Source organism: Desulfitobacterium dehalogenans ATCC 51507 (genome assembly GCF_000243155.2).
Classification (GTDB): Bacteria; Bacillota; Desulfitobacteriia; order Desulfitobacteriales; family Desulfitobacteriaceae; genus Desulfitobacterium; species Desulfitobacterium dehalogenans.
The window spans coordinates 1,682,192-1,696,589 of the sequence record NC_018017.1 but is presented as its reverse complement, the minus strand read 5'-3'; the positions used below and the strand labels follow the sequence as shown (position 1 = coordinate 1,696,589).

12 protein-coding genes and 1 riboswitch are annotated in these 14,398 nt (G+C 40.9%); of the genes, 1 reads left to right on the top strand and 11 read right to left on the bottom strand.

Annotated elements, in window-relative coordinates; all coding sequences use genetic code 11:
* Positions 1-39: 39 nt before the first annotated feature.
* The 6 genes from DESDE_RS08245 to DESDE_RS08220 form a co-directional block, all read right to left on the bottom strand.
* Positions 40-765, bottom strand: coding sequence for an SAM-dependent methyltransferase (locus DESDE_RS08245; protein ID WP_014793582.1), 726 nt, complete (start codon positions 763-765; stop codon positions 40-42).
* 145 nt (positions 766-910) lie between these two features.
* Entirely contained in the window at positions 911-1,870 is a 960-nt protein-coding gene (locus tag DESDE_RS20785; RefSeq protein WP_014793581.1) for a CFI-box-CTERM domain-containing protein, read from the bottom strand.
* A gap of 322 nt (positions 1,871-2,192) precedes the next feature.
* Positions 2,193-3,458 carry a DEAD/DEAH box helicase gene (locus DESDE_RS08235; RefSeq protein WP_041917373.1) on the bottom strand — a complete coding sequence of 422 codons (1,266 nt, stop codon included), beginning with the start codon at positions 3,456-3,458 and terminating at the stop codon, positions 2,193-2,195.
* Between the two features lie 117 nt (positions 3,459-3,575).
* Entirely contained in the window at positions 3,576-4,481 is a 906-nt protein-coding gene (locus tag DESDE_RS08230; RefSeq protein ID WP_014793579.1) for an RluA family pseudouridine synthase, read from the bottom strand.
* An 87-nt stretch (positions 4,482-4,568) separates the two neighbouring features.
* A complete protein-coding gene (locus DESDE_RS08225) occupies positions 4,569-5,384 on the bottom strand; it encodes a M55 family metallopeptidase (protein WP_014793578.1) in 816 nt (271 codons plus the stop codon).
* A 686-nt stretch (positions 5,385-6,070) separates the two neighbouring features.
* Positions 6,071-6,832, bottom strand: a complete 762-nt coding sequence (locus DESDE_RS08220; RefSeq protein ID WP_014793577.1) for an MBL fold metallo-hydrolase — start codon at positions 6,830-6,832, stop codon at positions 6,071-6,073.
* A gap of 113 nt (positions 6,833-6,945) precedes the next feature.
* On the opposite strand from DESDE_RS08220, the gene DESDE_RS22200 reads away from it, so the two are divergent.
* Entirely contained in the window at positions 6,946-7,095 is a 150-nt protein-coding gene (locus DESDE_RS22200; RefSeq protein ID WP_158309862.1) for a hypothetical protein, read from the top strand.
* Positions 7,096-8,008: 913 nt separating this feature from the next.
* On the opposite strand, the gene DESDE_RS08215 is transcribed toward DESDE_RS22200, so the two are convergent.
* From DESDE_RS08215 to DESDE_RS08195, 5 genes are all read right to left on the bottom strand, one after another.
* The gene (locus DESDE_RS08215; protein ID WP_014793576.1) at positions 8,009-8,839 is read right to left on the bottom strand and encodes a sialate O-acetylesterase; all 831 of its coding nucleotides are present in this window, start codon (positions 8,837-8,839) and stop codon (positions 8,009-8,011) included.
* Between the two features lie 395 nt (positions 8,840-9,234).
* Positions 9,235-10,989 (bottom strand): glycoside hydrolase family 88 protein, encoded by a 1,755-nt coding sequence (locus DESDE_RS08210; RefSeq protein WP_014793575.1) that lies wholly within the window; start codon positions 10,987-10,989, stop codon positions 9,235-9,237.
* Between the two features lie 151 nt (positions 10,990-11,140).
* A complete protein-coding gene (locus DESDE_RS22730; RefSeq protein WP_282433510.1) occupies positions 11,141-12,907 on the bottom strand; it encodes an LPXTG cell wall anchor domain-containing protein in 1,767 nt (588 codons plus the stop codon).
* An 18-nt stretch (positions 12,908-12,925) separates the two neighbouring features.
* Positions 12,926-13,009, bottom strand: a riboswitch (cyclic di-GMP riboswitch).
* Positions 13,010-13,268: 259 nt separating this feature from the next.
* Positions 13,269-14,069: a transglutaminase-like domain-containing protein gene (locus DESDE_RS08200; RefSeq protein WP_014793573.1), complete on the bottom strand. Its 801-nt coding sequence runs from the start codon at positions 14,067-14,069 to the stop codon at positions 13,269-13,271.
* Between the two features lie 13 nt (positions 14,070-14,082).
* Positions 14,083-14,298, bottom strand: a complete 216-nt coding sequence (locus tag DESDE_RS08195) for a hypothetical protein (RefSeq protein WP_014793572.1) — start codon at positions 14,296-14,298, stop codon at positions 14,083-14,085.
* Positions 14,299-14,398: the final 100 nt, after the last annotated feature.

Below are 14,398 nucleotides of genomic sequence, written 5' to 3'. Positions count from 1 at the left end.
TGTTACTTCATCTTATTTTCTGCGTCTTGGTGATTAAGGTTAGATTACTTTAGCAATTAACTGAACAAGATTAAAATACTTTCCACCCTCAGCCTCCATCATTTTGATGTCCTCAGCGACAACGGGATGGTAGGCGGTCAGCCATTCACTCCACGCCTGGCCGCAACAGGCCATTTCACGAATGTCCACAATTTCTATGCCCTCTGCTTTCTTCCACAAATCTTTCCACCAGTCAATCGAGCGTATCGTCCTTGCTATCTCATCATTCCAAAACGGCTGCATTTCATCAGGAACATTTCCCCCAAAATCGTATTTTAGGCCGGGGATAGCCACGGCAATATAGCCGCCCTTTTTCACAAAAGGAATAAGCGACGGGAGCATTTCCTCCGTATCACCAAAATAATGGTAAGCATCCACGGTGAACAACAAGTCAAAATATCCGTTTGCGAAAGGCAGCCCCTTGGTCGCGTCTACGAAAATCGGAACGGCCTTATCATCAATCCCGATAGATTGAAAACGCTCATAGTTTTCAGTTGGCGAAATCCAAAGGTCGGCGGCGAAAACGGACGCGCCATATTTTTTCGCCAACAACAGCGTAGAAAGACCACACCCGCAGCCGAGGTCAAGGATTCGCATATTCTCATTGATGTTCAGGTGTGACGACAATTCCTCTGATAACCGCATGGCGTTTGGTCCCATCATTGTGGCTTTTAGGAACTCAACATTTTTATCATTGGACATAAACTGGTCTGTAAATGGATACATGGTATTCTTCCTTTCTAATTTTCGCCTTATATCTCTTAATCATAATCCAATTATACCCTACTTCTTTTATAAAGACTCCCTACTAAACGATACAGAAACAAAAAAGCGACATGGCCTATTCGTTACGCCATGTCGCCTTTAAGTGTCATCTATCATTTTCCGTTTTGGATAATATCTTATACACCGTTTTTGGTGATAAATAATATTCGGTTGCCAACTGCTCAACAGATATACCGTTCTTGTATCCCTCGAAAATAGCCTTATTTCGCTTACTCAAAGAATTTGGAATCGCCCAAACCTTATCTTCATATGGGGTATCTTGATACCCTATGCCCTTAAGTTCATAAACCAAGGTATCTAATCTAGATTTCCATAATTTCCGAAACCATGAAGTTTCGCCGAATATTCTGACTATGGCAGGACTTATAGCATAATACATATGAATGAAAGCCCTTCCATACCATGTGATCGCTAATTTTTCATCCCGCCATCTTCTTAATATCCATACTTCCGGACAATTATATGAGCCATATACGGCTGTTGCCACATAGCATCCGGACTTCTTTCGCTTGCTAATATCTGTGGCAGATATTTTTTTTGAAGCAGCGTTGAAATCATGGCTTACTTCATACTCATCCACGAAATTCTTCGCGCCTTTCAGTCCAATACCAGTTGATTGATTTACATATTTTATGGCTTGAATCTTTTGGTTAGACGTTAGTAATTCTTCAATTCTATCAATCATATTAAAGGTAATTGTTGTTCCTGCCAAAACACCTACATATTCCACATTCTTAAGTCCTTCTAATGCCTTGACATTTGTTGCATCAATATCTAAAGCTTTATTATAATATTCTTTTGCTTTTTCAATATTCTTTGATGTCTTAAATTGCTCAGCACGTAAAATTAAATTTTCCACACTTGGACCATTAACATTAATTGTGGCATTTTGGATATTCATGTTGTCTATACTGGTTAGATGGTTATTTATAACCTTCTCTGTGATGAAGGCCATCCCACAATAGGAACATATCCCTGCCTCATGGTTATCATCAACTTCAATCTTCGCACCACACTGACTACAAATAGCTGGAACTAAAGGCATAATATCACTCCTTTAGATATTTTTCAGAATGATCCTAAACAAATTAAAAAAGTTATAATTCATCCACTTCCCTTTTACGGTCGTCTTTTACATTTTATACCTCTCTAACATAATTAGCAACGAAAGCCCTCTTTTTACGAAATACGGTCAAGCAGTCATACGCTTTCTGTATGCCTTGAGTGTACTAAAAAGATGTATATTCCTTCGTCGTCCACTTCGAGTAAGTTTCAAACCCGAGTTTCAGTATTTTGGCGTTCAGATTCCAGGTAGAGTTTTTTAGGTACCCATGCGCAAAGGTCGGTGTTTATGTATATTACTTTGGTCAGGTAGTTGGCTTCGATTTATATGCACCTTGTTTGGAATAGGCTGCTGTTCTAGCTGTGGCGGGCTTTTGAGGCCTTGACGAAGCTGCTCGCTGAGATGTCTTTGTTTTTGGCTCGATAACGATGTTGACTAATGGATAGGGATGCTCCTTCACTTCGGGTAATGTTTTACCGATTCGTTTTTGAATGTCGCGCAATAAGGGCTTTTCTTCAAAGTCACAAAACGTGATTGCCTTTCCACCAAGACCGGCTCTGCCTGTACGGCCAATCCTGTGAATATAGGTTTCAGGCACCTCAGGCAGGTTGTAATTGATGACATGGGAAAGTTCTTGGATATCAAGCCCGCGGGCAGCAATATCCGTTGCAACAAGAATTCTTGTTTTCCGTTTTTTAAAAGCATTCAAAGCCTGCTCCCTGTTGGCTTGAGATTTGTTTCCGTGAATCGCTACTGCTGCAAATCCCTTTTTATTCAGTTCTTTTACTATTTTATCTGCACCATGTTTTGTCCGCGAAAACACGAGAACAGAATCATATTCGCTGTTTTTCAGCAAATAAGTCAACAGGGCCGTCTTGTTTGCCTTATCAACAAAATAGACTTCCTGTTCAATGATATCAAGCGGAGAACGTTCCGGCGTTATTGCAATCTTCACAGGTTCTTTTAAGATAGTATCCGCGAGCTTTTCTATTTCAACCGGCATGGTTGCTGAAAACAACATATTCTGCCTTTCCCTGGGAAGGTAAGTGATGATCCTTTTTACGTCGTGAAGCATACCCATATCCAGCATTTGATCGGTCTCATCAAGCACAAAATGTTCCACATGGCTTAAATCGATAAATCCTTGGTTGATTAAATCAAGCAGTCTGCCCGGGGTTGCCACCAGGATATCAATCCCCTTTTCCAGTTTCCTTGTTTGCGGGACCTGCCCTACGCCGCCAAAAATGACCAGCGTCCTTAGGGGCAAGTTGACCCCGTAGGCGGTGAAGGACTCTGCGATTTGAGTCGCCAGTTCCCGGGTCGGCGCGAGAACTAAGGCTCTGATCTGTTTTTTACCTTTTAGCAAACCCTGCCCCATGGCAAGGCTTTGCAAGATCGGAATCGCAAGTGTGGCGGTCTTGCCTGTGCCTGTTTGGGCACATCCCAACAAATCCCGGCCCGCAAGCAAGGGCGGAATCGCCTCAGCCTGGATAGGGGTTGCCTCTGAATATCCTTGCGCTGTCAGAGCCTTCTGAATCGGATTGATTATCTTCAGTTCGTTTAATAACACCTGTTTCACCTTTAATCCTTTAATATTAATAAAATTGGTCGCTTTTCCGTCATGACCTATTTCCATAGCCAGTAGGAATGTTTTTATTTTAAACAGTTATGAATAGACTTAACCTATTCATAACTTTAATAACGCTTTAAAATTCTCTGGCACTTCTGTTTCAAAGCATAACCATTGATTAGAAAAAGGATGCCTGAGTTCCAGTTTGTACGCATGCAACCCTAATCGCTTCAAAGGATTGGTTTTAGCACCATATTTGGTATCACCCACGACAGAATGCCCTAATTCCTTCATGTGCACGCGGATTTGATTCTTACGGCCTGTTTCCAATTGAATATTCAATAGAGAATAGTCCGGGGTTTCATTGATCACCTGATAATTCGTGATGGCCTCCAAACCGTCCCCCACCTTGGGGCTGGAATACACAAGCAGCGTCTTTGTTTCCTTGAGCCAGGAGCGAATTCTGCCGCTTTTTTCTTTAAGCCGTCCCTCCACGATTGCCACATAACCCCGTTGTGTTACAAGGCCGCCCCAATTATCTTGCAACGCTAGTTTAAGCTTTTCGTTTTTGGCAAACATCAGCACCCCTGAGGTGTCCCGGTCCAGACGGTGAACAATAAAGATACGGGCTTTCGGGTTAGTCCGGCGCACATAGTCTGTCAGCAAATGATAAGCGGAAACACTATTTTTATTATCGGTTATAGTCAACAAGCCAGCCGGCTTATTGATTACGATCAAATCAGCATCCTCATATAAAATTTGCAGTACATCTTTCTCTTTTTGCCCCCGAATTACAGAACGGACTATCCGGACTGTCTGTCCTTCTTTTAGGAGAAAGTCGTGCTGGGTAATGGCACGCCCATCCACAGTAACCTGTCTGTGTTTAAGCAAAGACTTTATGTTATTTCTTGATTGATTGGTTAACTTAAGTGTTAAAAAATCGAACAAACCACTGCATTCTGTTACAACGAATACTGTATCAGCTATCATTTTACTTTTCTTGCTAACCACGATTTGTGCCATTATGAAAAAGTCTCCTTCTCTGATTATCACGGTATCAAGAGTATGCCACTTATGTGCAATATAATATGTTGTTAATAGATAAATATATTAATTACTCTTTGCGATTTTTATCATGGCTGTTAATGCTCTATAACTATCCATAATTGTTTTTCCACTATACGATACACTATTGGGTCCAACAAGTTCTGCTCCAGGCATTATTGATGCAGATTCAGCTTGACCGCTGTTAAAGAAAGTAATTCTCATTTCATGTGGCTCTTGTACTTTTATAGGATCAATATTCCTTGCATTGATTAAGTCAACTTTACTTTTTTCTATTATTTTTTCAAATACTACAGATGGTGTTAAACATTTTGCTGCATACCTTCCATATGACGTTTTAACTACAACTGTTTCAATTGCGGCATTCACGTCTTTTACTTCCTCCTCCAGAATGTTGTCACCTGATACCAAAACAACTGGAACATTAAAATGACCTGCGACACATGCATTCATATAAAACTCTCCAACATCTTTACCATTTATATTTATGTTTGAAATCACACCTCCATGAAAAGAGTGACTCAAAACCCCGCTTACATTCATTCTGGAATGATAGCCTATAAATATTACTGCATCAAACGATGAATCTAATCCTTCCATCATTGCACCCTTATGGGATGAGCCAGTAATCAATTGAGCTTTATTGTTTAAAGATTCTATAAGTATATTAGTTCCAGCACCATGAAGATCATTAACAACGATTTCTGTTGCACCAACCGCAACAGCTCCTTCGATGGCTGCATTCACCTCTTGGGTCATAAGTTCTCTTGATCTCTGATAATCTCGCTCCCCAGGTAATACCTGATTAACAGCAACAATTCCGCTTATTCCTTCAATATCTGCTGAAATATATATTTTCACAGTATCACACCTTTCGTATTAGTCTTTAATAAAACATTAAAAAGAGAACATTCGATATTTTCCCAAGTAAATACTATCAAACAATGTCAGTCTAATATTATTATTAATAGTATCATAGAAGAAGAGTTATTTAAGCAAAATAAACCACTTGTTAGCAATTATTTCGACTAAAATTAGGGCCACACCATCTCGTTTCATGTGTTTTACATAAGTCCACTTAATCCCTCCAATATTACTATATTTGTTGCATATTTTGAAATCGTTGTGACCTAGCATAAAATTTAACCATCTTTTTTGCTTTCAAGTCATTTGTTAAATTAGTGGATTTTCTCATATCCAAGGTACATTGAGGGGCAGGGTATACCACTGCAAGGTGCAAACTTTTTTGACAGTTTACCTAATGGGGGTGGATTATAAAGAATAAAGGACATAGCGATACCTGGATACCGCTGTGTCCCTAAAAAAGGGCGACTTGAATACACCCTCCGAAAATAGATAACGGCGAGTTTGACCTTTGTTTCAAAACCGCCGTTAGGCTACGTTATACTATTTGGGCAAAGCTATTCAGCCGCCGCAAGTCCGGCGTGACGGTGAATGTGGAATTATAATCCTGAAAATGCAACAAGGCACTTAACGAAATTATAACATAGGGTGTCTTACACTTTTTGGTTATTGAATTATTCCATTTACAACCATACTGCCCAGTCTCCATAATGGAACGTCCCGCTTCCGTGATGAAGTTTCCCCTCCTGTTTGAGCTGCCGAAAAGCATCTCGCATTAGGGTTAAAATTTCCGGTTTAATGTCCAGGCTGTGGTGTGCCGGGAATACCCGCTCCACTGGCAAAACGCAAATCTTCTCCAAAGATTCCAGATAAGCCGCCGGGTCTGTGGAAGGATAGTATGCAAACAAGGTGTCCTTATAAACAAGATCGCCGGTAAAAAGATAGCCGCGCTCTTTTTCCCAAAAGCACATATGCCCCGGGGAGTGTCCAGGCGTATGCAGTATTTCAATGACTCGACCGCCGATGTCAATCACATCGCCGTCGTGCAAGACCCGTGTGGGTGTACCTTGAAAAAACTCATAGGTGTTGACATCGTATCCATTTGGTAAATCACAACGATCAACCACCATATTACGAATCGTATCCATTGTAAGAGGGAACCCTCCCGAAAGCCAGTCCAGCTCCACCTCATGGGTGTAAAAATCAGGATAATATTTGTGCCCTCCGATATGGTCCCAATGAATATGTGTAGCTATGGCGGTTATGGGTTTATCCGTCAGCTTTTTCACTTCTTCGGATATGTCGCAAATGCCAAGCCCGGTATCAATGAGTAAGCTTTGTTTGCTTCCGTTCAAAAGGTAACAGTGCGTCTCTTCCCAATGCCTGTATTCGCTGATGATATATGTATCCGCGTCAACGCGGTCTATGGTAAACCAATCACTCATTATATTTTCCCTTTCCGTACTGCTCGATTGCATTCTGTGTATACTTCCGTACAAATTTGGTTTTCCGCTCTGCGTATCCGTCCCGATCATCCTTGAACGGGGCCCTTGCTAAAATGTCAACAATCGGTTTTGCCCAGATTTCTTTGATGGCCGACTTCCAATGTGATAAATTCGAACGGTCTTCGGAAGAAATGAGAACAAAAAACCCTGTTCTTCACGATACCAGTCCTTCCGGTATTCCTTGTGCTCCGTCAGCTGAATAGGGAACAGTTCCCACAGTTCCTGAAGCGTCATTTCCGACAACGGTTTACGCATCAGAACACCCGCTTTTCATATGAGTTCTTGTTTCATCCGGCTGGTATTCTGCAATCAAATACAACGCCCACCGGAAAAGTTGCCCGGAAAGCTGGTCAAAATCAGCTTGGAATTACCCTGCTGTTTTAGGGCAGCCGTAGTTTCAAGTATTTCGCGTTCCGGCTGCTGCACAACGGAAAGCAATAGGTTTCGCTTGATTCTTCACTTTCTAAAATTGAAATGCCTGCCTATTATCCACAAACTCTCTATGGAATTCTCTTTGAGAAAGAGGTTTCTTGTTATTAGGAGTTAACTGCACATACATTGTATAAGCTGCTGCTTGAATACTTATACGATCCTCTAAATGCAAAGCCTAAAGTCTTCAGTCTGATACATTACAATTTCAGAGTTCATATATACACTCCTAAACACTTTTCCTTAATTATACATGTTTTATCAGGATGTTTCCATTATTTTGCTGAAAAGAGGCTAAGCTCAAACCCTTTTTTATAGGCTAAACTTAACCTATTTCTTTAAAATAATTTTTGAAAAAACGGTATGTCATCGATAATTTCGCTGAAAATTCAGCCCCAAGCAGATCAATATTTCTGGTGATCCTAACCATCCCCTACAATGGTCTAGAACAAAATCAGCAACAAAAAGGTATCCATTGACATTGAAATCGTTAAGGCTCTTTGGTCCCCCGAATCTCCTGCCGATGGCTGCACTTATTTAATTGTTTTGGGGTTATATAAAAACAAAAGCATCAACATTTATCATCCCAATGCCTTTAGTTTCACATTTTAAGAAAGATACGACTTAACTGACTCTAAAATAATGCTGCTACAACGCTACAAACTGGAATTTGTTTCTACCATATCCCTACGAAAAAGCCTTCATCAACTCTTCATAAGAAATCTTCCCCAAGGTAAATCTTTCTAGTGCTATATATGTTTTTTCCGATGAAGTATTCATCCTATTATGACATTTATCCACTAACTCTTTTTCATTTGTTAACGGTTCATATATATGTTCTTTTTTACGATACGCTTCATAGTATCTTATGCCAAATATTCTCTGGGACATAGCATTGATATGGATACCGTCTGGGTTAGATGTAAGTCCTTTAGCAGTAACATAATAGCAATTTTCATTCCCCTGTGCATATTTTTGAAGTTCTTCGTTAATGAGTTGATATTCCACACACCCTGCACCAAATGCCACCTTACCCAAATAATCGCCCAAACCACCTATAATAAATGGAATATTAGGTACCGATAATTCTCTTCTTATTTCATTAAAGATTCTTAATATTTTTTCATAGTATTCTTTGTATTTTCCATCTTGGCTATCACTTTCCCCCTGATGCCATAGTATTCCTACCAATTCGCTATCTTCCATTGCAAATTTAGCTTCATTCATTGCATGACGAAATAATGTTCCATCTAGCGACCACTCATCAATGGCGCTACCACCTTCTGCACATGGAATGAGACCAATTTTTTCTCCCTCATTATCCTTACACCAAGCCTCCGCAAATGATGCCGCAAGTCCTACGCCCGCAACTGGTCTATCAAAATGAATTGGTTCAGTCATCATTTGCCATCTACCATTTCGCAACATCATAATTTTTTCATTATAAATCGGAGGCACTTCATGTGTAAATCCACGACCTGCCATATTTGATTGTCCAATTAGTAAAAGTGACTTCATTCTTTTCTCCTATCTACTAAATATTGATATTAATAAATTCCTGTTTATCATTATCTTACATCAACAATCTTTACTTCATAATATTTTACGTATATGCACAATTCACACTATATCATTGTACTCATTTACTTTCTATCTATATTTATAACTACTCCGCTCGGTGGATGTTACCCGCTGTCATTATCAAAATCTCCAATATCATCTATAAAATGCCCCAAAAAACGGGGTCAACCCCGTTTTTTGGGGCATTTTTTTCTTCAAACCACTACATATAGCGGTTGACCTGCCTTATTACCCTTCTTACCACATACGTCATCATTATTACGCACTCCACATGCCTTGAGTGTATAATCGTACCCCTCTGGTTCCCCTTGGTGGCGAGAGTATGCCTCTGTTTAATTGCTGTTATTGCCGCCAATCGGGATTTCATTTGCCTTTAATCTGTTGTGCAAATAACTGCAATACCCCGAAATATTATGTTCATTATCATCGATTCTTGCCCGAAAAGAATGATGGCGTATAAAAAACGACCAAAGGATCTTTCCTGGGGCCTTGAAATACATGGCTACCTCCGGAAAAAAAAGCCCGTTTAGTTGATGTTTCACACGATGTTCGATAGCATCTATAAACTTGGAGTAGTCAAAAGATTCAAGAGTCTCAAGAAAAACATTTTCTCTTTTAAGCTTGTCTATCATGCAATAAGTTGCCATTAATAATTCAAGTAGCGTCGGATATGTAGTTTCCCTGGTTAAACAAAAATCCAAAATCCCACTGGCATTTCGTAGATTAAACGCAATATATCGCTGTTCCGGTTTATATTTCATTAACTCATAGGAACAGTAGCTTAACCAATGGTCGCTATGTTTCCAATAATCATTTTTAATAAAATGTTCAAAGGCCTTCTCAACTGTATTTATCCATCGCTCATTTTTATCTATATCATATAGCCGCATTAAGGCGAAAGCAGCTTCGCCATCATAGTAAATAATGCGGTACTTCTCCTTAACAGATAGATCGGGGACGTTCAAGATATGGACAAACGACCCTTCTTGATCATCTTGGCAAAATCTAATTCCCTCTGCTAAATTCTGCATAATTGGAATGTATTTTTCATCATGAAAGACTCTCGTATATTTGGCAAAGGCCAGTATAGCCGCAGCATTGGCCCCCAGCTTAATTTCTGCATCTCCTTTTTCTAACCTTTCAATTACAAAGGCGATATTATTCTCATCATCATCTTTGAATAATTCAATTCCTTCATTCATTAGATATTCCAATGCACGTTTAATGCTGTCCTTTAGTTTTGGATCCTTATTGAATTCATATGCTTCAAGCATTGAATAAGTCGTGCTTGCGTGCCTTAATATGTTGTAATGAGGAACAATTTTATCAAAGCAAGGGAAATACCCATAACAAAATTTTCCAGCTCCATCAATCTGATTGGATAAGAAATTCGAAGCGTTACTTATAATATCTCTAAGTAATGCTTCATCAACCTTCTCTATTGACCGGCGCCCAACTTCATGCCCCTCACTGCACAAGGGATAGCATTTCATTCCATCATGGAAAAATCCGAGGGTGGTAAAGGTGTATATATAAGCAATGGAATTTTCATCAAACTGATATTTGTTTCCTGTATTCCTCTTGAGATAATAGTTGATATTCTTCCATACTAAATGCTTCTTTTTTTGATAGGAATCTTTTACATCGTATATAAACACATTTGAATTCACTTCCTGCTCTAAAAAAGATATATTAAACATATTGTCCAAGGAAATTCCTTCTCTAAAATAGTTTATCTTGATTTCAGAAATATATCTTATAAACTCTTGATATGGATACGCTTTTATTTTTCTGACGATATCTGCTTTTATCCAAATAGGATTGATCTCTGTCTCTTTGATTTTTTTCTTCATTAAGTCTACTGCATTTTTCCAACTGACTTCAACTGAGTTGCCTATTCCTTTCGTAACATAGGCTCTGGAGTTTCCGTCGCTAAAAGATAAAAAAACTACGTACTTTGGCTTGTTCGAAAAAAACAGTTCCATATTTTCTGACACAACGGTTTTTTGTGCAAATATTTGATCTTTCAATTCATCAAGCATTTTTTTTAGATCAGAATCGTCCTTAATTTTGTTAAGTCGGTTCACTTAAGTCTTCCTCTCTAACTTTCATCTTTCTTAGTCAAACCTATTGTTTTCATCTCTCTTAAACATTTTACTACACATATTGTTAAAAAAATCGATAAGGCCGGAATTAAATCACGGCCTTATCAGTCTATATTGGGTTATATTTCTATCATCATCTATGCTTTCTTAATTTTAATCCTAAGGCGGCCATTAAGGTACCTATGCCGTAGAAGAGCCCAGTTCCGGCACCACCAGTCTGAGGCAAGGCGCTTAATGGTACTTCTTCATCCAAAATCTCTATTGTACCCGCCGGTATTTCTTCATCTAAAATCTCTATTGGACCCACCGTTACTTCTTCATCCAAAACCTCTACTGGACCCGCCGGTATTTCTTCATCCAAAATCTCTATTGGACCCACCGTTACTTCTTCACCCAAAACCTCTACTGGACCCGCCGGTATTTCTTCATCCAAAATCTCTATGTCGGCGTCAGCGTCGGCATCGGCATCAGCGTCAGCGTCGGCATCGGCGTCGGCATCAGCGTCGGCATCGGCATCAGCGTCGGCATCAGCGTCGGCGTCGGCGTCGGCATCGGCGTCGGCATCGGCATCAGCGTCGGCATCGGCATCAGCGTCGGCATCGGCATCAGCGTCGGCATCGGCATCAGCGTCGGCATCGGCATCAGCGTCGGCATCGGCATCAGCGTCGGCATCGGCATCGGCATCGGCATCAGCGTCGGCATCGGCATCGGCATCGGCATCAGCGTCGGCATCGGCATCAGCGTCGGCATCGGCATCAGCGTCGGCATCGGCATCAGCGTCGGCATCGGCATCAGCGTCGGCATCGGCATCAGCGTCGGCATCGGCATCAGCGTCGGCATCGGCATCAGCGTCGGCATCGGCATCAGCGTCGGCATCGGCATCAGCGTCGGCATCGGCATCAGCGTCGGCATCGGCATCAGCGTCGGCATCGGCATCAGCGTCGGCATCGGCATCAGCGTCGGCATCGGCATCGGCGTCAGCATCGGCATCAGCGTCGCTGTCAGAATCCGAATCGCTGTCGGAGTCCGAATCACTATCGGAGTCGCCATCGTCATTCGGAGTAAACCCAGACCCACCAGCCCATCTTACTTCATTAACAGAGTCTTTTCCTGTTCCAGAACCAAGCGTTATTTCTCGTATTTCGCCATTCACTGAATTCGAAACGGTAATTGTATATTTATTTATTACTGTATTTTTTCCGTTACCTTCTTGTACATAAATGTCAAACGATCCCTCAGGAATATTTCCTTCGGCAACAATCTTCCAATCCTTATTTGAATCAACAATAATTTTTAATGACCAAGAGTTCTCTGCGTCATCGCTGCCTCTGTACATTTCGGAAGAAGCACCATTACCATTCGATGTGTGGTCGCCCTCAAAATCAACTTTAACATTACCCCATCCATTGCCGACTGTCTCTCCACCAGATTGGGAGAGAGAGGTATTCGAGGTTATTGTATAACTACCCACACTTGAAGCAGATACATCATTATTTGAGGCTGACCTTATGCCGACATTTGATAAATCATCATCAGAATTAACATCTTGATAAACTGAATCATCAGCATCAGCGTCAGTATCTGAGCCAGCGTCAGCATCAGCATCTACGTTAGTATCCGCGTCAGCGTCGGTATCTGTATTTATATCGTATACAACCCCATCAACGATCAACAAACCATTCTCCAATTGACCAGAGTCATCACCAGGCTGTTCCTGTTGAACATTGGTATTAGCAAAGGCCATCGGAGTTTGTGCGATCGGTCCAAATGTTGCTATCGTAAATGCCGCAGTTGATGCTGTAAGTCTAAGCAACAATTTTCTTTTTTTCCTCTGGTTCCGTTCCCAGTTTGCCTGCTTTCTAGTTAAATCATTTGATAATCTTCTCGACAAAACCTTCATCCTCTCTACATTAGCTTGCAATGTAAAGGTGGGTTGCACTATTTGCTCCGCGTGTTTCAAGTGCCCATATAAGAAACACGTTTCAAAGCATCCCTTTAAGAATCTAAAAGCCTAAAATGATTCCTCGTCAGAAAAATGCTATAATTAAAACTCTTGCTATCATTATCTGTTTCGTCAGTCACATAGCAGTCATAATTTTGAAAATCAACTATTCTCTTTTTTGAGTTTCATCTATGAACCATTACCAGCATGTATTCAGATGCCGGATCTGGTCTTTCTTATTTGCTGCAAATAAAAAAACCACATGTTTCACATCCCTGTTTGACTCGGGAGAATGAAACATGTGGCAGTTGGATTGTCTTCAATATTCATACACTTTGTTAAAATCCTTAGCGTTCTTTACCATTGTAATCTTAGGATTCTTTGCGATTACCTGAAGATCATAGGTCGTGTCGATTACGATCCATTGGCCCTTGCTCTCGTCGTATACCTCATTCCACGCATGATAGCCGGCGGCATTTTTCGGAGCATATCCCTTAACTAATTTTGCAGGCTTTCCCTGACTTCTCAGCATTGCCGCATATAATGAAGAAAAATCGTAACATATCCCCTTTTTCTCGGCAAGGGTCTGATCAATTACCGGAAGATAATCGGTGGACAGCGTAGCAAGCTTGTTGTAATCATAGGAGTTGTTCTTAACCATGTAATCCCATAATACAGTAGCCTTCTTTCCCAGATCGTCGATATCCTTGGTGAGTTCCGCCGCTTTCGCGACGGCCTTGGAGTCCACATTCCAGTTGATAGTCTGAATCGAGGTCAGGTACACGGAATTGGGATTGGTTATCTTCACATCGACGCTCTTGGATGCAATCAGCTTGTAGGAGTTTCCGGAGGTATTGGCAAGAAGACTGATCTTATACGTTCCGTCGCCCAACTGCAGCGGATAACTTTCTGTCTTTCCGGAGCTGTTGATATCGTAGGTATACTTCTCGTCCTCTTTTTGAATCATTACCTTCGTTTTACCGCCCCCGTCATAGGTTATACGGATCACTCCTTTGCCAATGTCGCTCGTATTGAAATAATCGGCTGCAAATACTTCGGAAGCCCCGGCCATAATCCATATAACAAATGCAGCTATGCAAAGCAGTAATCTTCTTTTCATGCGTTCCGCCTCCTTATTTCCATGTATCCAAAGTATCTTCCGCGTCATCAGATTTGTTGCCGGCCACTGCTTCCATCATTAATTTCAGCATTTCCAATTCGCTTCTGAAGTTTTGGCACTTACCGCCTTCCGCCCATGCAATGCTGCCCTGCCAGGTAGCATTCTGCTGAAATTGTATTTGTATCGTAAACGTAGCCTTACAATCGTTCTTTTTTGTCGACTCACTCATAAGAAGCCCTCCTTAATCTATTATATACCTAACTGCTTGGTCAAAAAAAACATATTTTTTCATCGATCGTCTTAATTATGGGATGCCCCAGTCACAATTC